19 protein-coding genes and 1 tRNA gene are annotated in these 22,033 nt (G+C 67.2%); 10 read left to right on the top strand and 10 right to left on the bottom strand.

The features are described 5' to 3' along the window. Positions 1-2: 2 nt before the first annotated feature. A complete protein-coding gene (locus QE428_RS07635) occupies positions 3-452 on the bottom strand; it encodes an Hsp20/alpha crystallin family protein (RefSeq protein ID WP_133398627.1) in 450 nt (149 codons plus the stop codon). Between the two features lie 137 nt (positions 453-589). Here QE428_RS07635 and QE428_RS07630 point away from each other — a divergent pair, with 137 nt between their 5' ends. Together QE428_RS07630 and QE428_RS07625 are read left to right on the top strand one after the other, a co-directional pair. Continuing rightward, positions 590-2,641, top strand: coding sequence for a prolyl oligopeptidase family protein (locus QE428_RS07630; RefSeq protein WP_307467678.1), 2,052 nt, complete (start codon positions 590-592; stop codon positions 2,639-2,641). Between the two features lie 45 nt (positions 2,642-2,686). Further along, on the top strand, positions 2,687-4,117 hold the full coding sequence (locus QE428_RS07625; RefSeq protein WP_307467677.1) for a DUF3459 domain-containing protein: 1,431 nt from the start codon (positions 2,687-2,689) through the stop codon (positions 4,115-4,117). A 12-nt stretch (positions 4,118-4,129) separates the two neighbouring features. On the opposite strand, the gene QE428_RS07620 is transcribed toward QE428_RS07625, so the two are convergent. Beyond that, positions 4,130-4,552 (bottom strand): organic hydroperoxide resistance protein, encoded by a 423-nt coding sequence (locus QE428_RS07620; RefSeq protein WP_020097977.1) that lies wholly within the window; start codon positions 4,550-4,552, stop codon positions 4,130-4,132. A 13-nt stretch (positions 4,553-4,565) separates the two neighbouring features. Next, positions 4,566-4,988, bottom strand: coding sequence for a MarR family winged helix-turn-helix transcriptional regulator (locus tag QE428_RS07615; protein WP_020097976.1), 423 nt, complete (start codon positions 4,986-4,988; stop codon positions 4,566-4,568). A gap of 100 nt (positions 4,989-5,088) precedes the next feature. Between QE428_RS07615 and QE428_RS07610 the strand changes: the two genes are divergently transcribed. Continuing rightward, positions 5,089-5,721 (top strand): ThuA domain-containing protein, encoded by a 633-nt coding sequence (locus QE428_RS07610; protein ID WP_307467673.1) that lies wholly within the window; start codon positions 5,089-5,091, stop codon positions 5,719-5,721. Positions 5,722-6,258: 537 nt separating this feature from the next. Then, complete coding sequence (locus QE428_RS07605) at positions 6,259-7,092, top strand: toll/interleukin-1 receptor domain-containing protein (RefSeq protein WP_307467670.1); 834 nt, start codon at positions 6,259-6,261, stop codon at positions 7,090-7,092. Positions 7,093-7,235: 143 nt separating this feature from the next. On the opposite strand, the gene QE428_RS07600 is transcribed toward QE428_RS07605, so the two are convergent. Further along, positions 7,236-8,183, bottom strand: coding sequence for a hypothetical protein (locus QE428_RS07600; RefSeq protein WP_307467667.1), 948 nt, complete (start codon positions 8,181-8,183; stop codon positions 7,236-7,238). 909 nt (positions 8,184-9,092) lie between these two features. Here QE428_RS07600 and QE428_RS07595 point away from each other — a divergent pair. From QE428_RS07595 to QE428_RS07575, 5 genes are all read left to right on the top strand, one after another. Then, complete coding sequence (locus QE428_RS07595; protein WP_307467663.1) at positions 9,093-10,022, top strand: hypothetical protein; 930 nt, start codon at positions 9,093-9,095, stop codon at positions 10,020-10,022. A gap of 273 nt (positions 10,023-10,295) precedes the next feature. After that, positions 10,296-11,393, top strand: coding sequence for an ABC-three component system protein (locus QE428_RS07590; protein WP_307467661.1), 1,098 nt, complete (start codon positions 10,296-10,298; stop codon positions 11,391-11,393). Then, positions 11,390-11,866 (top strand): ABC-three component system middle component 2, encoded by a 477-nt coding sequence (locus QE428_RS07585; RefSeq protein WP_307467658.1) that lies wholly within the window; start codon positions 11,390-11,392, stop codon positions 11,864-11,866. Before QE428_RS07590 ends, QE428_RS07585 begins: the two co-directional genes overlap by 4 nt. Continuing rightward, a complete protein-coding gene (locus QE428_RS07580) occupies positions 11,859-13,715 on the top strand; it encodes an ATP-binding protein (protein WP_307467656.1) in 1,857 nt (618 codons plus the stop codon). The genes QE428_RS07585 and QE428_RS07580 overlap by 8 nt, the downstream gene beginning before the upstream one ends. Before the next feature lie 227 nt (positions 13,716-13,942). Continuing rightward, on the top strand, positions 13,943-15,133 hold the full coding sequence (locus QE428_RS07575) for a TIGR02391 family protein (RefSeq protein ID WP_307467653.1): 1,191 nt from the start codon (positions 13,943-13,945) through the stop codon (positions 15,131-15,133). A gap of 313 nt (positions 15,134-15,446) precedes the next feature. Here the strand turns inward: QE428_RS07575 and QE428_RS07570 are convergent. From QE428_RS07570 to QE428_RS07550, 5 genes are all read right to left on the bottom strand, one after another. Further along, positions 15,447-15,519, bottom strand: a tRNA-Arg gene (locus tag QE428_RS07570). Between the two features lie 64 nt (positions 15,520-15,583). Continuing rightward, complete coding sequence (locus tag QE428_RS07565) at positions 15,584-16,228, bottom strand: asparagine synthase (protein ID WP_307467649.1); 645 nt, start codon at positions 16,226-16,228, stop codon at positions 15,584-15,586. Between the two features lie 49 nt (positions 16,229-16,277). Next, positions 16,278-17,753: a serine hydrolase gene (locus QE428_RS07560; protein ID WP_307467646.1), complete on the bottom strand. Its 1,476-nt coding sequence runs from the start codon at positions 17,751-17,753 to the stop codon at positions 16,278-16,280. 25 nt (positions 17,754-17,778) lie between these two features. Continuing rightward, positions 17,779-18,735 (bottom strand): aldose 1-epimerase family protein, encoded by a 957-nt coding sequence (locus QE428_RS07555; RefSeq protein ID WP_307467643.1) that lies wholly within the window; start codon positions 18,733-18,735, stop codon positions 17,779-17,781. Continuing rightward, positions 18,732-19,766 carry a zinc-binding dehydrogenase gene (locus QE428_RS07550; RefSeq protein ID WP_307467640.1) on the bottom strand — a complete coding sequence of 345 codons (1,035 nt, stop codon included), beginning with the start codon at positions 19,764-19,766 and terminating at the stop codon, positions 18,732-18,734. The genes QE428_RS07555 and QE428_RS07550 overlap by 4 nt, the downstream gene beginning before the upstream one ends. A 52-nt stretch (positions 19,767-19,818) precedes the next feature. Here QE428_RS07550 and QE428_RS07545 point away from each other — a divergent pair, with 52 nt between their 5' ends. Then, complete coding sequence (locus QE428_RS07545) at positions 19,819-21,063, top strand: NAD(P)/FAD-dependent oxidoreductase (protein ID WP_307467637.1); 1,245 nt, start codon at positions 19,819-19,821, stop codon at positions 21,061-21,063. Here the strand turns inward: QE428_RS07545 and QE428_RS07540 are convergent. After that, positions 21,054-21,896 carry a sulfurtransferase gene (locus QE428_RS07540; protein ID WP_307467635.1) on the bottom strand — a complete coding sequence of 281 codons (843 nt, stop codon included), beginning with the start codon at positions 21,894-21,896 and terminating at the stop codon, positions 21,054-21,056. The two genes, QE428_RS07545 and QE428_RS07540, sit on opposite strands and share 10 nt — an antisense overlap. Positions 21,897-22,033: the final 137 nt, after the last annotated feature.

Raw genomic sequence — 22,033 nt, 5'->3', positions numbered from 1 at the left:
GATCACTGGTCGATCGGCTGCGGCTCGCTCTCGTGGGTCGCGATGGTCGGGGCCGACCCCTCAGCGACGACCTCGACCTTGCGCGGCTTGGCCTTCTCGCTCACCGGGATCGTGACGGTCAGCACGCCGTTGTTGTAGGTCGCGGTGATGGCGTCGGTGTCGATGCCCTGGCCGAGGTTCAACTGGCGCAGGAAGCTCGCGGTCTCGCGCTCGCGCGTGATCCACTTCACCCCGTCGGCAGCGCCCACCGTGCGCTCGGCGCGGATGGTAAGCAGCTGGCCGTCGACGTCGATGTCGACCGAGCCCGGGTCGATGCCCGGCAGGTCGGCATTCAGGACGTAGTGGTCGCCGTCGCGGTACAGGTCCATCGGCATCCGTCGCGGGCCGCGGCGCGTGTCGAAGAGGGTCGACGCGATGCGGTCGAGGTCACGGAACGGGTCGTAGGTTGCCATGATTCTCCCTTGGTGATGTGGTCTCAAAGTTGAGCCCTTGTGGCTCAAGTACGTTCAGATTAGCACTCTGACCCCTCGAGTGCCAACGGTTCTCGCACGGCGAACGTCTGCGCCGAGGACGGCCTTAGGCTGGCGACATGAGCGCCTCCGAGACCGCCCCCGAGCCCGCCGACCCGTTCCTCTGGCTGGAGGAGATCGACGGACCCGAGGCCCGCGCCTGGGCAGCCGAACGGACCGCCGAGACCGAGGCGGCCTTCTCGGGCGACACCCGCACCGCGCTCGAGCGCCGCCTGACCGGCATCCTTCAGGACCCCGATCGACTCGTCGTCCCGAGCCGCCACGGCGATCTCATGTACGACCTGTGGCGGGATGCCGCGAACCCCCGCGGCCTGTGGCGACGGACATCCCGCGCCGCCTTCGCAGCGGGCGAACCGACCTGGGAGGTGCTGCTCGACGTCGACGCGCTCGGCCGCGAGGAAGGCGTGGCGTGGGCGTTCGCGGGCGCGGCTCACGGACCTGCGGGCAGCGGGCGGGCGCTCGTGCGGCTGAGCCCCGACGGCGGCGACGCCACCGTCGTGCGCGAGTTCGACCTCGACGCACGTCGTTTCGTCGACGACACCCCGTTCGCCCTCGACGCCGAGAAGACGATGATCGCGTGGGTCGACCGCGACACCCTGCTCGTCGCCACCGCACTGCACGGCGGCGGCGTGACCGACTCGGGGTATCCGATCAGCGCCCGCGCCTGGCGACGGGGCGAGTCGCTCGCGGACGCGCCGCCCATCGTGACGGGTGTCGCCTCGGACGTCGGCGTGTTCGCGCACGTCGACCGCACCGGCGGTACGGCGACGCCGATCGTGGTCATCGCGCACGACTTCTTCCACTCCGAATCGTGGGTCTGGGACAGCGGCGAGCCGCGTCTGATCGCCGTGCCGCAGGACGCGAACGTCGATGTTCACGGCGACCTCGTCACCGTGCGGACCACGACCCCGTGGCGCATCGGCGAGACGACGCATCCGTCGGGCACCCTCCTCATCGGTCCACTCGAGACCGTCACGGAGGGCGACGGGTCGAACCTGCGCGTCGCCTTCGCCCCGAGCGACACGGCGGTGCTCGAAACGTGGACATGGACCCGCACGCGCCTGGTCCTGACGATCCTCGACCGCGTGCAGAGCCGGCTCGTGTCGCTCGATCCCGAGACGCTGACCGGAGTCGACATCGACCTGGGCCTCGGCGACGCCGACCTCTTCAGCGCGAGCGTCGCCACCGCCGACGACGACGAGGACGACGAGCTGTGGGTGGTCGCTCGCGGCTTCCTCACTCCCCCGACGCTCCTGGTGATCGCCCCCGGCGCCGAGCCCCGCGTCGTCGACCGCAGCCGCCCCACCTTCGACGCGTCCGGACTCGTCGCGGAGCAGCACTGGGCGACGTCGGCCGACGGCACGCGCGTGCCCTACTTCGAGGTCGGTCCGCGGGAGCGCTCCGGCACTCTCCCCGTCCTCATGAACGGCTACGGCGGGTTTGAGCACGCGCTCACCCCGGAGTATCCGACGATCGTCGGCCCCGCCTGGCTCGAGGAGGGACGCGTGTACGTCGTCGCGAACATCCGCGGCGGCGGGGAGTTCGGACCCGAGTGGCACCTGGCCGCCCTGCGCGAGAACCGCCACCGCGCATACGAGGACTTCGCCGCCGTCTCGCGCGACCTCGTCGCACGCGGCGTCTCGACCCCCGACCGCATCGCCTGCCACGGCCGCAGCAACGGCGGCCTGCTCGTCGGCAACATGCTGACCCAGTACCCCGACGACTTCGGGGCGATCGTCTGCGGCGTGCCCCTCCTCGACATGAGGCGGTACACGCGACTGTCGGCCGGTGCCAGTTGGATCGCGGAATACGGCGACCCCGACGACCCGGCCGAGTGGGAGTTCGTGAAGACCTTCTCGCCGTATCACCTCATCGAGCCCGGGCGGCGGTACCCGGCATCCCTCATCTACGCGGCCGCGAGCGACGACCGGGTCGGCCCCGTGCAGGCGCGCAAGATGGCGGCGCGGCTGGCGGACGAGACGGATGCCGAGGTGCACTACCTCGAGCCCATCGAGGGCGGTCACTCCGGGGCCATCGACGCGGCGTCGACCGCGGCGTTGCACGCGACGATCCACGCGTTCCTCGACCGCACGGTGGCGCGCGCCGACTGAGCGGCGGGGGCCCGCCCTCTACGCTGGGGGCGGGAGGTCCACCGCATGAGCACCATCGGGGCCGTCGAGGATGACCTCGCGGCGACGCTGTCCGCTGTCGCGGAGCGCGTCCGCATCGACGACGCCGCGGCCGAGCGGGTCCGCCAGCACGTCCCCGGGCTGCGCGCGGCGCTGGCCCGACGCGGATCGTCTGCCGATCTCGTCGACCTCGTGACGGCGGCGGTCGTCGCCGCGAACGGTCGCTCCCTCGACCTCAAGGTGCACGGCGAGCAGCGCGCCGCGAACCCCGTGCGCACGAGTTCGCGGTTCGCCCTCGGCGCCGCCTGCTACGCCGACAGGTACGCCGGCAACCTCGCCGGGCTCCGAGACGAGATCCCCGCGCTCCGCGACCTCGGCGTGAGCGTGCTGCACGTCCAGTCACCGTTCGCCCGCCGGGAGGACGGCACGATCGACCTCCGTCGCGGCGACCCCGGCCTCGGATCGATCGACCGCCTCTCCGACCTGGCGGGCCGGCTTCGGCTGTCGGGGATCTCGCTCGCGGTAGACGTCCCCGTTCGCGATGATCTCGCCGGGCTCGTCGACGACCTTCTCTTCCTCGCCGGGCGCGGTGTCGAGTTCTTCCTGATCCCGGATCGCGACACGGTGGACGTCATCGCCCCCGTGCTGGCGATCGGTGCACCGGGGGTCGATGTGCTCCCGGCATCCCCCGGTTCAGCTCCGCTCTGGCACGCACTCGCCACAGGCGACGCCACGCCCCTGCAACGCGCGCTCGAGGCACGTGACGGCAGTATCGACGTCGCCGCCGTGCGGGATGCGGACGCCGTGGTGTGGCGGACGGATGCCGCCGAGCTCACCGCTCGCTACACGGACGGCTCGTCGTTCGGCCGCGGCCTGCCGACGGCGGACGGCGTGGCCGGGACGACCGCGTCGCTCGCCGGGGTCGAGGCCGGCGACCCGCTCGGCGAAGCTCGCGTGGCCCTCGCGCACGCGTTCGTGCTGAGCGTGCCGGGCCTGCCCATGCTGTGGCTGGGCGACGAGGTCGGGCAGCTGAACGACCCGACGTTCCGCGACGATCCGGAGCGTCGTGACGACCCGCGATGGACGCACCGAGGTCAGAAGCCGCGCGATCGCTACGCGCAGCGGACGGATGCCGCCACCTCGGCCGGCCGCATCCACCGCGACCTCACGAAGCTCATCGCCGTCCGGCACACGACCCCGGAGTTCGACGGGTCGCGCCTGGTCGGTTTCGGGGTACCCGCGGCATCCGTCGTCGGGTACCAGCGCCCAGGGAACGGCACCGTCGTGCTGGTGCTCGCGAACGTCGGCGCAGAGCCGGCGCACGTCCCCGCGGTGACACTGTCGGGCTTCGCCCATATGGCTCTCGACCTGGTCGAGGGTGTCGAGGTCGGAATCGACGAAGGGCTCACGCTGCCCGCCTGCGGTTTCCGCTGGCTGCGCGTGAGCCCTGTCGTCTGAGTCAGGCGGAGGTCAGTCCTCGACGACCGTGACGGTGACCTCGATGTTGCCGCGCGTGGCGTTCGAGTAGGGGCACACCTGGTGTGCGGCGTCGGCGAGCGCCTGCGCCTGGTCGTGCGGGAGGTTCGGGATGACGACCTCGAGCTGGACGGCGAGACCGAAGCCACCCTCGCCGTTGGAGCCGATGCTGACGCGCGAGCCGACGCTGGTGTCCTCGAGGGTCACCTTCTGGGCGCGGGCGACGGACTGCAGGGCGCTGTGGAAGCACGCGGCGTAGCCCGCGGCGAAGAACACCTCGGGGTTCGGAGCGCCACCGGCGCCGCCCATCTCCTTGGGGACGCGCACGTCGGTGTCGACGAGGCCGTCGACGGTGCGGACGTGACCGTTACGGCCGCCTCCGGTAGCGAGTGCTTCTGCGGTGTAGAGAGCTTCCATGATGTCCTTCGGGTCAGGAGGCGATTGCCTCGTCGGTGGTACGCATGACGCGGTTCAGGTCGTGGACCACGTCGAGCAGCATCCGCGCCTTCTCCTCGTCGAGTCCGGTGCAGCGCGCGATCTCCGCGCCGACGACGGACAGCTCCGAGCGGAGCGCACGGCCGTCGTCCGTCAGCGAGACCTCCACGACGCGGTCGTCGTGAGGGCTGCGCGAACGGGAGACGATGCCGCGCGCCTCGAGGCGGCGGATGAGCGGCGAGAGGGTGCCCGAGTCGAGGAAGAGCTCTGCGCCCAACTCCTTGACCGACCGGGGCTCCTGATCGCCGAGAGCGACGATGACGAGGTACTGCGGGTACGTCAGCTTCCACGGCGCGAGCACGCGCCGATACGCCTGGCCGAAGGCGTGGCTCGCGGAGTAGACCCCGAAGCACACCATCTGCTCGATCGCTCTCATATCGATATGGTTGCACGCAATTGAGTTGTGCACAACTTAATCAAGGATGAACGATCGGCAGGATCGTTCGTAGAGTGAGCGCATGCGTCGTGTACTCGTCTTCTCGGGCGGTGCGGATTACGCCGACCCGTGGCATCCGTTCGCCGAAACCAGTGCGATCGTGGCCGAGGTGCTTCGCGAGGACGGCAGTGACGTCACGGTCGTCGACACGCTGGACGACCTCGCCGCGCGGATCGACGCTGCGGACCTGGTCGTGATCAACGCCGGCGGCGGCACCGCGCCGCATCCGCTCGACGCACGCCTCGCTGAGATCATCGCGGGGTACCGCGGACCGCTGCTCGTCCTGCACGTCGCGGCGACGTTGCTGCCGGAGCACGCGGCGTGGGAGGCGCGTCTCGGCGGACGCTGGGTGCGCGACGTGACCTTCCACCCCGAGCGCGGCCCTCTGCGCGTGCGTGCCCTCTCGGCATCCGTTGCGGATCTGGCCGACCTCGACACCGTGGACGAGGCGTACTCGGCGCTGCGGGTCTCTCCCGAAGCCGACGTTCTGCTCGTGCACGACGACGCCGACGGCGTCGCGCACCCGATCGCTTGGACGCACGAGAGCGACGGATGCCGCGCCGCCTACAGCGCGCTCGGCCACGACGCCGAGGCTTACGCGTCGCCGCTCGCTCCGGAGGTCGTCCGGCGGCTCAGTCGCTGGCTGCTCGCCTGACGGGCGGAGAATAAGAAGAGCCCCGACGAAGCGGAGCGTTTCTCAGACTGTTTCAACACAGCGTTCACCCGAAGGGACTCGAACCCCTGACCTTCTGATCTGTAGGGACGGCCCACCCGACAAGAATCGCGCGGTCCTGCATATCGTCGACGCCGATCACAATTGTGTGCGCACATTCGCGCATGGGGCCTGAACTGCGTTGCGGGCTCTGCGCAAGATGAGGCTCCCTAAACGGGCACTGCCAGTTGAGGGGCTCCGCCCGGTCGAACCCGCCGTTCTCCCCGACTGGAGAGTGAGCGGCTTCAGCCCCGGGACTGTCGTCCTGAGCAACCCTCCGCTAGGCCGAGCGTGACCCCTGAGCGGGCGACGAACGAAGATCAGCGCGCAACGAGCCTCCGAAGCGCTGTCCGGAGGCAACCCCGTCGCAGAGTTGCCCGTGGTTGGGCGGCTGGGTGCGTTTCCCAAGGGTTGACTCGGTCGCGGTTCCGAGTCGTCAGAGGTGTGGCCTATCGTTGTGAGCCACCGAACGGAGGACGCGTGGTAACAGCAAGTGATCTCGATCGTTTGCGTCGAGATGCCGCCCGGCTTCAGTCGGACATCGCCGGCAAGTCTTCAACCGTAGCGACCAAGCGCAAGAAGGCCGCGGACGCACGAAGCTCCGCATCCCGGAGCAGGTCCCAGGCGACCACCTCATCGAAACTGCGGGAGGCCGAGTCCGCCGATCGAGACGCCAATGCTGCTGAAAAGCGGAGGAGCGAACTCGAGCGCAAACTGGCGGACAAGCAGCGGAGCATCGCGACTGCTGAGGCGAAGCTTCTCAAGGCGCAGCAAGCCGATCAGAAGCGTGCCTTCGACGCACTCCGGAGTCAGAATGACGCGTCCATGCGCCAGTTCCAGCCCGCTATCCGAGCAGTGAGTGACACGACCGCCCGGCCATCCGCGCCGAAGGGTTCGATGCCAGAGGTTGACGTGTTTCTGTCTCACGCGAGCGAGGATAAGGACGACATCGCACGCCCGCTGAAGGAGGCGCTGGAAGCTCGCGGGCTGACTGTGTGGTTCGACGAGATCGAAATCAAGATCGGGCAAAGTATCCGCCAGGAGATCGAGTCGGGAATCGCCCGGGCGCGGTTCGGCGTCGTCATCCTTTCACCTGACTTCTTCAACAAGCAGTGGACACGGGCGGAGTTGGACGCGCTGTTCTCGATGAAGATGTCGACCGGCGAGAATCTGATCCTGCCTGTGTGGCATCGAGTCACGAAGGAAGAAGTGCTAGCTCACTCGCCGCTTCTGGCAGGGCTGCTTGCCGCGAACACGACCCTCCACACCGTGGACGAAATCGCGGAGCAAATCGTGGCCGTCGTCCAGTCTTAGGCGCCCGTTGGCGATCCCCACAAGGGCGATGCCCGTGGGCTGAGCCGAACCGGGCGCTGGAGACGCGAGCAAGTAGTGCGGCGAACAGCGTGGATCGCGGGATGAAGTGCACGCGCGAATGCCCGCGAGTGGTTCGTTGGTGCTCACAGCTGCACAACGACTACTCCCTCGACGAGATCCGCCACCGACGGCGGCACAGATTGATCGGCTAGGACGTCGAGGACGTACGCCGGAGCCGCGGTCCTCAACCCACGCAGGATGTGCTCAAAGTACGCGACGCCCAAGTGCCCTCGATCGGATGGATATCGATCGAAAAGCTGTTCCGAGTCGCCCTCAATCATCAGCTCCGATGCAGCAGAGAACTGCATGGCGCGCACGCTCGAGACTCGCTCGAACAGTGCCTTTGCCACATGTCGGGCACCATGCTGATTGGCTAGCAGAAGGTCCCGAAGCTCACCATCGACGAGCGCAAGATTGCGATCGTAGGCACAATCGGGCTGTTCAGCCGGATCCACTAGCGTCTCGAATGGGATGGCGTGCTCCACAGCCCATATGGCGTCGTTGTCGCTGTTCATGCCGCCGCCGACGGTGGCGAGAATGGCTGGAAGGAGCGAGACGGTGGCCATTCGACACGCTAGGCAGTCGCTATCGTCATGATCCGCTCGACCACATGTCACGGGTGCTCGGTACGCCTGGGTTCCGAGGTAAAGACCATAAACAGGTGGAACCCCGAGCTCCCGCGCTGATGCGAAGAGTTTGTCGCGTTGCGCGCTTGTGCCGTCCGGGTATGAAAAATCGATGGTCCATCGAGAGCCGACTTTCAGCCTCTTTGCCTGGACGAGCATCCCAAACGCTTCGCCGGACTCATCGACCCACCACCAAAGCCAGTCCGCGCCTGTAGTCCCTTCCTGGCGCTGGCTAAAGTCGACGAACTTCACAGTCGGATGCGCATGTTGAAGCACGATGCCGGTGATCGTGGTCTCGTGCCAAGTGCTGCCCGCATCGTCCATTGCGATCATGTGCTCTTCGGCTGCCAGCCGAGCAGCCCGGAACGCCGCAACAACATCCTCGCCCGATTCAATCTCGTCCACGTGTCGATTCTCGCGGAGCCGACCTGCCAACTGCAGCGAGACACCCGGAAAGGTCGAGGTCGGAGCGACCCGCCGGATCCCTCTACGAACATCGCGCGTTGGCGGCGCGTAGCGTGCATTGGACGATCCCGAACCTTTCGGCTGGGTATGCGACCCAATCATCTCCGCAGGCGCTGGCGGTTTCGCAAGGAGCGGAGCCACCCAGAGATCGGAGAGCAATAATCGAAACTAAGAGGCGCTCCAGCAGTCGAATTGTTCTCGATACGCTCGCGGGGTGGATGGGAACGCACTACTCGACGCTCTGCGCAATCGCGGATGGGTTTCTGCTAAAGGTAACCTTCCGGCACTTAAGATGGCACTCGCCCTCGCTGGCGTTCAGCCCGCTCCCACACAACGAGGGCAATCGCACGGCGTCTTGCGCCCGTACACGGTTGACGAAGCGCCCCCCAGCTCGATGAGTTCCGTTTACGGGCTCGACGAGCAACCGCTCCACACAGATGGAGCCCATCTCCTCAACCCGCCAGACGTGATCGCCCTATGGAGCGCGGAACCGAATACAACGCCTACATACGTTTGGGCATCATCGTCCGCCTACGTGACGACACCTGGGCACATGCGCACTGGAATCTTCACAGTGCGCTCGAAGAGCGGGAGCTTTCTCGCGTCAGCTCTCACGGGAAATCGCCTGCGCTTCGATCCTGTGTGCATGAGCCCAGCCGACGGCCTCGCGCGCCGCAGCGCGGAGTTCATCGCTTCGCTTCGCGGCGAGGCGGTCGCTCACCATTGGTCTGAACCTGACACCGTGCTGCTAATTGACAACCGTCGGTGTTTCCACGCGCGGGGCGCGGTGCAGGCGCAGGACACGGATAGACGTCTTGAGCGCGTGAGCTTTCGAGAGGGGGCAGAAGCGTGAGCGCAGTCGCACCATGGGACGCAGACGGCCTGTGGATGAAAGCTCGACTCTTTATCAACCGCGCCCTAGACCCTGAACGCGAGTTTGAGGAGTCAGCGTTCTGGGCGAGTTCAGCGCTGGAGATGCTTGGGAAGTCAGCGCTCGCGCGAGTGAGCCCTGCGCTCATCGCGAACGCGGTGGATGACGAGGGTACGAGTCTCTTGATGGCCAGCGGTCTGCTAGATGTGTCCAAGCGTTTCGTCTCGGTGCAGGCTAAGACCGTCTGGTCGAGATGCGCTCGAGCTTTCAGGCCCTTCAACTCAAAAGAGGCGGGCCTCATTGCCGAAGGCCGCAACGAGTACATACACGGAGCGCGCATCGGATACGACGCCATCCCCGAGTCCGCCTGGTGGCCACGTTACTGGGCGCAAGCGGTCATCCTATTGAGCCATGTCGAGCGGACAGTAGGCGAGTTCGTCGGCTCAGAGCGTGAGCAGGCTGTCGAGGTATATCTCACGGTCAATCGCGAACACCAGCAGCGCCGCTTGGAGGCTGCGCTTGAATCGGCGCGCGTCAGTCTCCGACTTCATACGGCGAATGCCATGACCGGTCGGCGCCTGGCCGAGTGGAATCTCTTCACACTGTCACGCTGGGGGTACAGCCAACCGACCGAATGCCCTGCTTGCGCAAGCGGCCTCGGAGAGTACGGCGGCGAGGAGATTCTGGATACCGACGTTTCCCATCACGGCGACGTGGACGACTACTGGTCGAGCGTCAGCGTCACTCATACGGTCGCGACAGAGGGCTTTCAGTGCGCGACTTGCCATCTTTCCATCGACGACTATGAGCTTCTCCAACTCATCAACGGTGTTCCACTCGATTTCGAGGCAGAAGGCGACCCTGCTGACATCGCTGACTATGAGTACGAGGAGTACAACAACGAGTAACGTGGTCGCCCGCGATCGACGTACATCCCTATGCGGGCATTGCGCAGAAGCGGAGTCACACGTGCAGCATCTCGGCTTGAACGATCAGCGATCTATCTGCCTCTGTAGCGATCGGTGAGCGCACACTGTCGATCGTGCTGTGTTCCTCGGACGCCCTGGTGAGACCGGTGCGCACAGAAGTGGGCGACCCGCTGGCACCGTGACCGGAGGGCGTCCAGCAACACCCTGCCTGTCCCTTCCGAGCAAGCCATACGTTTCCGCTAACTTGGGCACATGGAAGAGGGGGATGAGGTCAGCGTGCATGACCTTCAACCCCCAGCTCTAACCTCATCGCTAACCGCCGCTCAGGCCGAGCACGGACTTCGTCTAGCTCCTCGGAAGGTCATTCAGACCTACGACCCGGACGAATGGGAGGTCTTCATTGAAGAGTGGGCGACGGGATTGTCGCTCAATTACGTTCGAGTTCAGCGTTTCGGTGGATCAGGCGACCGCGGCGTCGATGTCGCCGGTTTTAAGACTGATCGCGGCTTCGAGGGGGAGTGGGACTGCTTCCAGGGCAAGCACTACGACAAGAGTTTGACGCCTTCGATCGCATGGCCAGAGGTGCTCAAGGTCTTCCTGCTTCCAGTGCGCACGCCTCTTTACAAGCTGCCGTCCAGCTACAGCTTCATCGCGCCTCGCGGCTTGGGGACTAGCCTGGCGCACTTGATCTCGACGCCGACGGAACTGCGCGGGAAGTTTCTCGAACAGGTCGAGTCCGGCACGGCGAAGCCTTTTAGAGAACTCGATGTCGACACTCGAAGCGCCGTATACGAGCTCGCCAGCGCGACCGACTTCTCGATGTTCGGATCGGTTGAGGTTCTTGCCCTGATAGATCAACATAGGGCGACTCCGTACTACGCAGCTCGATTCGGAGGCGGACTGCCCGCTCGCCCCGCGTCCGAAGACCCGCCGCAGGCGGTTGGCCCCGACGAGCTCGTCTACCTGACCAAGCTTGTCGACGCCTATCGGGAGCGCTACGTGACGGTCGACACCATCGCGTCTGCCGAGCTGCACGACAAGGCGCGGGCGCATCTCCGGCGACAACGGGAAAGCTTCTTCCGCGCGGAGGCGCTCCGCACGTTCGCTCGCGATCAGGTGCTACCCAACACGTTCGAAGGACTCCAGAACGAGCTGTTGGACGCCGTCATCGAGACCGCTGAGGCAGATCACTCCGACGGGCTGGAGCGTCTTCGCCACACCCTCGAGCAAGCGGTGAACGCACAGTTGAGCGCCAATGCGCTCATTCAAGTCACCGAGCCGGCTGATAGACGGGGCATCTGCCACCAGCTGGCTAACGACGACCGACTCACCTGGGTCGTCGACAAGTGACTCAACTGCTGAACAGCCCGCTTGAGATCGGTATTCGTGTCGTCGCACTGCTCACCGCGCTGTATCCCGCGCGAGCCGACCTCGCCCGAGTCGTACTCCTCGACTACGTCGTGCTTCATAGCGGTGACTTCGCGGGTGCGAGCAGCCTCCACCCGGAGATCCCGGGTCGTGCCGGCGAACTTGGGGTAAAGCGAGAGCTCATCCGTGAGGGAATAACCCTGATGGGCGCGCGGGGACTTATCGTCCGCGACCTGACGACGGCGGGAATCTACTACAGCGCCGGTGAAGATGCGCGTCCGTTCCTCGACTCGATGGATGCGGTCTACCTCACTCACCTTCGGGCGCGGTGCGCGTGGGCGGCCTCCAAGTTTGGGGCTCTCGATGACGACGAGATCAGGGCAAGGCTTGGTGCCGTGTTTGGAAGCTGGGCTGAGGAATTCGAATCGTTGAACGGACAGGATCGCCATGGTTAGTCGACTCCACCTCGTTCACCTCACTGCTGTCGGCAAGAACGTCGCTCCGGCCTCTATCGAGTTCGGCGATCGCCTCACCGTGATCCACGGCGCATCGGACACCGGGAAATCACACGTTTTTGACCTTCTGAACTATTCGTTCGGACTCGCTCAGACGATTGAGGTCCCGGACGAGGCGAAGGGCTACCAATACGTGCATCTCGGCGTTCGGACCGAGGAGGGCGAAGTCGTCACGCTGATCCGTGACCTGACTGGAGGCAAGATCGGGCTGGTCGAAGAAGATCTTCGCGAGCTTATGACCGAACCGGCCCCCGAGTACCTGGCACCGAAACACATCTCGAACGATCCGCGTAGCGTCTCACGAGTTCTTCTCTCACTTACGGATCTCGACGAAGCGGTGGTCCGAAGGAATCAAAACAACGAGACGCGCCCGCTGCAGTGGCGGGACGTCATCCGCCTCATCGCAGTCGACGAGGAGACGATTCTCACCAAGCGATCGCCCATTGAGTTCGGCCAGTACTCTGATCGCCCTGTCGAGGCCGCGATCTTCCGCATGTTCATCGAAGGCAAGGATGATTCCGGACTGACACCGATCCCCAAGGCTGCCGAGTTGAAGAAGATCTCAGCGAACAAGCTCGAGGTCCTCGATCAGGTCATCACGGAGCTTGAGCAAGAGCTGGCTGCGTCTCCGCCGGTAGATCAACTCCGCGATCAGCTTGCGCGCCTCAATGATTCGCTGATGGCCGCCAGTAGAGCACTCAACGACGTCAGTTCTGATCGCGACGAGCTCGTGCTGCGTCGCGCGGCAAACACCAAGAAGCTGGCCGGCTTCGTCGGACGCCAGGACGAACTCGGCAGCCTCGAAAGGCGATTCGGCCTGCTCCGTAGCCAGTACGAGTCAGACCTTTCTCGCCTTGACATGCTTGCTCAGGCTTCCGACGTGCTTGCGGTTGAAGACGGCGGAACCTGTCCCTTCTGTGGCGCGGAGCCCGCGCATCAGCACTGGCCGGATGCCCCGCTTGACGCGGACGAGCCGGCGACATTCGCAGCCGCCATCGCATCCGAGCAAGCCAAAGTTCTAGCGCTGCGCGCCAACCTCGACGAGACGATCAGCACTATCCAGGTCGAACGACAAGACATCGCCTCCCGTGCCGCTGCGCTCTCGGACGACAGCCTGCGGCTCACCCGCGAAATTCAACGCCTCGACAGCGAGATAAAGACGCCGGGTGGTGAGCTATCACCGCTTCTCGAGACCCGGTCTCGCGTGGAGCGAGAGATCGACAATCACGGTCGCCTCTTGAACCTCCTCGCGCTGCGGAACGCGACCGCCCAAGTCGAGAAACCGAAGACATCGACCGAAGTCCCGATCGTTGCGGCCGACCTACATCAGTTCGATGCGGTCGCACAGGAGATACTTCGGCTGTGGTCCTTCTCGGCGGACAGCTCGGTCCACTACTCCACCAGCGAGCGCGACCTGGTCGTCGACCAACACGTTCGCCGAGTGCGAGGCAAAGGAGTCCGCTCGATCCTCCGTGCTCTATTCAACGTGGCGCTCGCGGAGTATTGCCTCCGCCGTGACTACCGACACCCGGGGTTCGTCATCCTCGATTCGCCGATTGTCACGTACCGGCAGCCTGGGGATCCGGAGCTCAGCGGGGAAGACGAAACAATCAGCACCAACGTTGTCGACGCGTTCTACGCCTATCTTCAGAATCAGTTCCCTGGCCAATCGCTCATCCTCGAGAACAAGTCGCCGGTTTCGCCGCTGCCAGTCGGAAGCCGTGAGTACTTCTTCGGTGGCACAGCGACGACCAGCCAGCGGGCGGGATTCTACCCACCTCAGGTCTGATTGGCGCCAAACGCCAACTGCTTCCCCTGGGTGGGCGTGAGGGCAGATTGGTGACAGTTCGACACCGATTCGTTCATCACGCCCACAGTCGCATTGCGCAAGGGCGGTTCGTCGGACGAGCAGTAGTTCCGGTGCCCGCGGTCCGCTTGTCGGGCGGTGACTCCGCCAGGGGGAGCTGAGCACGCGGCCAGACTACTGAACCGCCAAGCGACTGAGACACTCTATGAGTGAGTCAACTTACGGTCGGCGATAGAACATTCCTCGAAGCTGCGCTGCAACTCGGCGGCGGATACGTCCTCGACTTCAGCAACTCCTCCTTCGCGCAGTTCTTCGACGCGCTCGGGATCGACATCTTCGAAGAACGCTACGCGGAGTACGGCACCTCGAAGGCGAATAGGCTTCGGGCCTTCTGGAAGCTCGGGACCGAGTTGGAAGTCTCTGCAAGCCTGACCGCTCTCGCTGACTATGTGCAAGCGAAGAGGATCGCCGAGGCCTACGACGCGGTGACGGACGACCATGAGGCGAAGATTCGCGAGATCGCGTCGAGTTTGGCTGGCACGTCGCCGCTGAGATCAACGCTCTCCGGCGCGACCACCACGGAAGCCACGGTGACTAAGAACCTCATTTCGATCGAGATTCATGAGGACATCTACGGCCACATCCAGCGGTACCTCGCCACAGACGACTATTTTCACGCCGTAGAAGAGTCGTACAAGGTCGTCCGAGAGAAGCTCCGAGAGTTGACCGGCAGTGAGCGGTCGACCGACGTGTTCAACGAGAATGCACAAAGCAACAAGCACTATTCGGCGCTGCTCGGCAAGTCAGCGCCAGCCGGCATGGCCGAGGCTGACTTCTTCCGCGGGATCGGATACCTGCACCTCGGCGTGCAGTTCCTCCGCAATGAGAAGGCGCACAGCCTCGCCACGTTCGTCGAACCCAACCTCGCGATCCACTACATCTCGCTCGCGAGCCTTGCGTACGATCTGATCACGCGGTTTCTGAGCGAGGAGACAGTCGCGGAGATCGAAGAACTTGTCAGAGCCAAGCGCAAGTCCTATAGGTCCGTTCGGGCGTTCTACGCCGACTTCGAGGATGGCAAGTGGCTTCAGGGGATCTCTCTGCCTGGGTCCGTGCAAAGCGCCTCGGCTCGCAGACTGCTGAAGGCCAGGTGGCTGGAAGAAGCTGACCTCACTAAAAGCTACGACCACAGCAACATGGTCTTTATGCGCCTCGAGTTGGTCGTCGACGAACTCACTGAGGCGGACCTCGACCTGCTCATTGATCTGCCGACGGAGGACTCCTACGGCAACGATCAGGAGGCGGGAATGTGGCCTTTCCTCGAGTTCGTTCAGCGGCGTGACCCCGGCAAGCTCTCCGAGCGGGCGAAGAAGCGACTCGCGGAATTCGCAGCACGCTGAGGGGTCGTCTCTCGTCGAGGCAAGTCAATGTCTCTGAAGCCGTCGCACCGGCCCAGCTTTCGACTCGAATAGCCCGCCCAGGCGAACGCGCGATCACGGAACGACCAACGCGCGTCAACCGGCGTCGCCCGAGCGCATATTTACGTGCTCAGATTCCCGAGCTCGCGTCCTTGCTGCTCAGTCCGTGACAGACGGACACTGGCAACGAAAGCCGCGTGTCAACAGCCAAGGCCGAACAAGCGACGGGAGTAGCCCGGAGAACAAGAAAGGCCCCGCCTAAGCGGGGCCTTTCTCAGACTGTCTCAACACAGTGTGCGCCCGAAGGGACTCGAACCCCTAACCTTCTGATCCGTAGTCAGATGCTCTATCCATTGAGCTACGGGCGCATGGCCTGTTTCCGGGCCGAGGAACAGCATACGTCACGTCGGGCCCCAATCCGAAATCGGGCCGCTACTCCAGCTCCCCCGGGTCGATCCCGGCGGGATCGGACTCGAGGATCGGCTCGGGTTCGACGCCGCCGTCGCGGAGCGCCTGCTGCTTCGCGACGCTCCGGCGGTGCGCGCGGAGCTTCGGCAGGTCGACCAGGCGCAGCGCCTGCATGCGGGCCACCCGCATCCGCTCGTAGTCGGCGTCCAGGTCGGGACGCGCCGCGGCGATCCGCAGCGACCGGTCGATGTTCTTCGACACCTCGGCCCAGGCGGCGTCGCGCGCATCGGCGATGAGCTTGCGCAGCTCTTCCTGATCTTCCGACCGGGCGCGCAGCTCCTTCGCGACGTGCAGGGACTGCTTGCGGCGGCGGCGCAGGTTGCGGACGTCGCGACTGCGGTAGTCGTGCGTGCCGCTCGAGTCGGAGTAGCGGTTGCGGGCGGCCTTGCGCTCGCGCTCGGTGCGGGCGGCATCCGCTTCGGCCTCGTCGGCGAGCGAGATCAGGATGTCGCGGGCATCCCCCAGGAAGCGATCGGAGTCGAAGTCATCGCCCTCGACGAGGATGTCGACCAGGATGCGGTTCTTCAACGCCAAACGTGTCGCCGCGGACGCGATGTAGAGCCCCTCGGCGACGACCTCTCGGGTCTTGACCCGCTCATTGTCCGTCACGCTCACCCCTCGCCTCCCAGTCTACCGAGCAAGGGGTGTCGGATGCCGGTCAGTCGAGCGACCGCAGCGCGTGCCCTGCGGGCCCGTCGCCGCGCAGCGGAGGGAACCGCCAGGCGAGCGATGCCATCCCCGTCGGGGCGATGTCGACGTGGAGCGTGTGCGGCGTCTGGATCATGCGCAGCCGCGCGTGCCACGCGCCGTCCGCATCCACGCCGGCGACGGAACGGAACGGCACCGCATCAAGGCCCCCGGCCGGAGCCGGCCACTCCCCTGCGGCCCAGTCGCCGCGACCGACGGGCAGCTCGACGTCGACGCCGTCACCGACGAAGCGGATGGTCCAGCCGTCACCGGTCTCGACGACCTCGACCCGCTCTGCACCCGGTACGGGGCCGCCGCTCGTGAAGGGTCCGGGCGGGTAGGAGGTCGCATCGACGTCGAAGGTGCCCGCGAACCCGGCACCGCTGTCGTCGGGCACGGGGAGCGCCAGCGACGACAGCCGCTCGGCGAGCGCGGCATCCGCGTCCGCGGACCCGGCACCGGCCATCGCAGGACGCAGGTGCTCGGTGATGAGGCTCAGGAGGGTCTGCATGTCGATGGTCTCGGCCGTCGTGATGATGACGGCATCCTCTTCGGGCCACACGATGATGAACTGCCCGTATGCGCCGTCGCCGCGGAACCCGTGCCTGTTCATCCAGTACTGGAAGCCGTACCCCTGCTGCCAGTCGATCGGGTCGGGGGCTCCCGGCCCGCGGTGACCCGTGTCGTTCTGCATCTGCGTCGACGTGGCGGTCGCGACCCAGTCGGGGTCGAGGATCTGCTCGCCCAGCCAGCGCCCCTTGTCGAGCATGAGCTGACCGGTCTTGGCGAGGGATTCCGTGAAGACGTGGATGCCGCTGAATCCCATCTCGACGTCGCCCAGCATCATCCACTGCGCCTCATGGATGCCGAGGGGCTCGAGCAGACGCGGGCGCAGGTAGTCGAGGATCGTGCCGCCGGTCGTCTTCGCGACGAGACGCCCGACGCCGTAGATCGTGGGCTGGTTGTAGGCGAACACGGTGCCCGGTTCGCGGTCCGGCGCGACGCGGAAGAAACCGCCCAGCAGGTCGCCGCCCACCTCGCGCGAGGCGGCCGCCGCACGGTCGAGGGTCTCGCCCTCATGGCCGCTCGACATCGAGAGGGCGTGCCGCACCAGGTAGCGGCGGTACTTGTCGTCGAGGTCGTCGGGGACGAGCTCGCCGAAGTGATCGACCATCACGTCGTCGAGCCCGAAACGCCCCTCCGCGATCGCGAGGCCCGCCGCGGCCGAGGTGAACGTCTTCGACAGCGAGTAGACGAGATGCTTCAGGTGTGGCGCGAACGGCGCCCACCACCCCTCGGCGATGACGTGTCCGTGGCGCACGACCATGAGGCTGTGCATCTCGGTGTCGGTCTGCCCGATCGCATCGAGCAGGCGGTCGACACCGGCGGCATCCACCCCCTGCTCTGACGGAGTGGACCGGGGCAGGGAGGAGGACGTCGACGTCATGCCGCCATCCTAGGGACGGCCGCTATCAGAGGGCCGAGATGCGCCAGGATGCCGCGAACGTCGCGCCGGGCGCCAGCACGAGCAGTCCCGCGTCGTAGTCGTAGGCGCTCGCGTTGAAGGCGTCGGGCGCGCACGTCATCGGCTCGACGGCGAGGCCCTTCCGGTGGCCCGGGTGGGCTGCTCCGGCCGGCTTGTCGGCGGTGTGCACCTGCACCCACGAGCACTCGGGACCCCAGGTGACCGCGACGCCGACACCCGACGGGTCGGTGACGCGGACCGTGACGGTGCCGTCGGCATCCGTCTCGATCCCGGTGAACGCGTGGTCGAGCTCGACGTCGCCGAGGACGCGCGGCGCACGACGGTCGAAGCGGTCCGGCTCGTAGTCGGTGACGGGGTGCACGGCGACGGGGCTGAGCCGGTCGGGTGTCACCTCGAGGACGGATGCCGCGGGCAGCGCGAGCGTCCACTCGTCGAGCGGCGCGGGGCCGGCCATCACGTAGGGGTGCGGGCCGGTGCCGAAGGGCGCGGGCTTCGTGCCGAGGTTGCGCGCGCGGACCGTCTGGGTGAGGCCGTCGGCGGCGAGCGCGAACGTCGTCTCGACGCGCACCCGCCACGGATAGCCGGTCTGGGGCTCGATGACGGCCGCGAGGGTCACGCTGTCATCGGAGCGCTCGACCTCGGCGAACTCGAGCCAGGCGACGAGCCCGTGGAGGGCGTGCGAGCGATTCGGCTCGGTCAGGGCGGTGACGAGTTCCTCGCCGTCGAACGTGTACGTCCCGTCGACGATGCGGTTCGGCCAGGGCGCGAGGGTGGCACCTCGGAAGTCGGGCCGCACCTGGTCGGCCTCGAACGGGACCACGAGGTCGCGACCGTCGTGGCGCAGCTCGCGGAGCGTCGCACCGACCGAGGCGATGACGGCGTCGTAGGCGCCGGAGCGCAGCGAGAACTGGACGCCCGAGAGCGGGGCGGGGGCTGAGGTCACGGGCGGAGCATCACTTTCAGGGCGGCGCGGTCATCCATCAGGCGGTAGCCGTCGGCGGCCTCGCCGAGGCCCAGCTCGCGATCGAAGACGGCCCCGGGGTCGACTGTACCGTCGAGCACGCCCGGCAGGAGACGGTCGATGTACGCGCGGACGGGAGCCACGCCGCCCGTGACGGTGACGTTCTTCTCGAACTGCTTCCGCTGGAGCGGAGCGTCGGTGTACTGCGGAGCGCCGACGCGCGACATCGTGCCGCCCGGGCGGACCGCACCGAGGGCCTGCTCGTAGGCCGGGAGGTGGCCGACTGCGTCGATGACGACGTGCGCGCCGAACCCGCCGGTGAGGTCGCGGACGGCGGCGACGCCCTCGTCGCCCCGCTCCGCGATGACGTCCGTCGCGCCGTATCGGCGGCCGAGGTCGGTGCGCGCCTCGTGGCGCCCCATCAGGATGATGCGCTCCGCGCCGAGCTGTCGCGCCGACAGGACGGCGAGCAGGCCCACCGCGCCGTCACCGATGACCACCACGTCCTTGCCGGCCGCAGCGCCGCCGGTCACGGCGGCGTGCCAGCCCGTGCCGTACACGTCGCTCAGGGTGAGGAGCCCCGGCATCCGCTCATCGTCTTCGGCGACATCCACGCGGTACAGCGTGCCGTCGGCGAAGGGGGCGCGGCGCCGTTCGGCCTGCGCGCCGCCGGCGCCCGTGGGCTTCGTGGTCCCCGCGTTCACGCACGAGGTCTGCAGACCCGCGCGGCAGAACTCGCACTCGCCGCACGAGAAGACGAACGGCACGATGACGACATCGCCCGGCTTCACGGTGCGGACGTCCGCGCCGACGTCTTCGACGACGCCGATCATCTCGTGCCCCATCGACCGGCCCGCGTCGCTCGGCTGCATGGAGTGGTACGGATGCAGGTCGCTGCCGCACACGCACGCCACGACGGTGCGGAGCACGGCGTCGGTGGGCTGTTCGATCCGGGGTTCGGGGGCGTCGACCACGCGAACGTCGCCGGGGCCGTACATGTAAGCAGCTCGCATCCTCCGATTCAACTACGGATGCCGCGCCCGCGCGCCGTGCCAGGCTGTGGGCATGAGCGCGGTCCATGATGTGGCGGTCGTCGGCGCGGGTCTCGCGGGGCTCCGCGCCGCCACCCTGCTCGCCCGCGCCGGGCGGGACGTCGTCGTGGTCGAGGCGCAGGACGAGGTGGGCGGCCGGCAGCGCACCGATCGCGTCGACGGGTTCCTGCTCGACCACGGGTTCCAGGTGATCAATCCTCGTTACGACGCGCTGGCCCGCGCGGTCGACCCCGCCGACCTCGATCTGCGCTCCTTCCCCGTCGGCGTCCGCGTCGTGCGCGGCGCCCGGTCGAACGTCCTCGCTCACCCCGTGCGCCACCCCGGGATGCTGCCCGCGACGATCGCGGGCGCGCTGTCGGGACTCGTGGCGCCGGCGGACGTCGTGGGCGCCGTGCGGTGGCTGCTGCCGGCACTCGTGCGACCGGCATCCGTCGCCCACGGCCCGGATGAGACGCTGCACGAGGCGTGGGATCGCGCCGGCCTCACGGGGCCGCTGCGGCGGTCGGTGCTCGAGCCATTCCTGACCGGGGTGCTCGCCGACGACGGCGGCGAGACCTCGGCGGCTTACGCGACGCTGATCGCGCGGTTGTTCGCGGTCGGGCGTCCCGGCGTTCCGGCGGCGGGCGTCGCCGTGCTGCCGCGACGGCTCGCCGAGCTCGCCCGCGCAGCCGGGGCGGAGATCCGACTGTCGCATCCGGTCGACGGCGTGACGGTGCGCATCGACCGGGTCGAGCTCGGCGGGGCGGAGCCCGTGGCAGCACGCGAGGTGATCGTCGCGGTCAGCGGCGAGGCCGTGTCACGGCTGACGGGCGAGCCGTCGCCGCCGATGCGCGGGCTGCAGACGTGGTGGTTCGGGACGGGAGCGGAGGCACCGGCATCCGCTCTGCTCACGGTCGACGGCGAGCGCTCCGGGCCGATCGTGAACAGCGTCGTGATGTCGCGCACCGCTCCCGAGTACGCGCCCGAGGGACGGCACCTCGTGGCCGCGAGCTGCCTGTTGCAGGATGCCGCCGACGAGGCGGCCGTGCGCGCGCAGCTCGCGCGGATGTGGGGCGGCGAGGCCGCGTCGTGGGAGCTGCTGCGGCGCGACGACATCCCGCACGCGCTCCCGGCGCTCGCGCCGCCCATGCGACATGCGTCACGGGTGCGACTGTCGGAGCGCGTGGTCGTCGCGGGCGATCACCGCGAGACGCCGTCGATCGCGGGCGCGCTCGTGTCAGGCGAGCGCGCGGCTGCGTCGGTGCTCGGTCAGGGCTGATCGCCGGTCGCGACGGGGCGGTCGGGGTGGTTCGACCACTGGCTCCACGATCCGCCGTACAGCGCGGCGTCGATGCCGGCGAGGCTGAGCGCGAACGCCGCCTGCGCGGCCGACACCCCCGAGCCGCAGCTGACGCCGACGGTCGTGTCGCCCGTGACGCCGAGCGCCTCGTAGCGTGCGCGGAGTTCCTCCGGCGAACGGAACCGGCCGTGCTCGTCGACGTTCCCGCCGGTGGGCGCGTTCACGGCGCCCGGGATGTGACCGGCGCGCGGGTCGATCGGTTCGACGTCGCCCCGGTAGCGCTCGGGCGCACGGACGTCGAACAGGATGCCGGTGGTCGGCAACGCGGCGGCCTCGTCGATGTCGAGGCGGGTCAGGTGCCCCGGGGTGAGGGCGACGTCGCCACGGGCGGCGTGCACGGGTCCGGACTCGATCGGCAGTCCGGCGTCGCGCCAGGCCTGCAGGCCGCCGTCGAGGACGCGGACGTCGGAGACACCGGCATCCGCCAGAACCCACCAGGCACGAGCGGCACCGAACGTCTGCCAGTCGTCGTAGATGACAACGGTGTCGCCCCGGTCGACGCCCCAGCGCCGCGCCGCCGTCTGCAGGTCGGCGATCTCGGGCAGCGGATGCCGGCCGTCCTCCGGCGCGCCATGGGCGGCCAGTTCGTCGTCGAGGCTCACGTAGACCGCCGTCGGGACGTGACCCGCCTCGTAGTCGCTGCGGCCGTCGGGTCGGTCGAGACGCCACCGGACGTCGAGGACCGTCAGTGGAGCGGCATCCCGGATCAGGTCGTCGAGCTCTGCGGGGGTGATCAGTCGCGCACGCGTCATGCCCCCGACTGTACGACGGACGGGCTGCGGCGGGGGGCGCTGCGGCCAGGGCACGGCCTCCCACCGTCCCCCGCCTCGAGGGGTCGCAGATGGTCGCTCTGCGCCAGGTGGGGTGACCATCCGCGACCTCTCGACGG

The sequence above is a fragment of the Microbacterium sp. SORGH_AS_0505 genome, assembly GCF_030818715.1.
Taxonomy (GTDB): domain Bacteria; phylum Actinomycetota; class Actinomycetes; order Actinomycetales; family Microbacteriaceae; genus Microbacterium.
The sequence above is the reverse complement of the archived record's forward strand: the minus strand, read 5'-3'. Positions and strand labels throughout refer to the sequence as shown.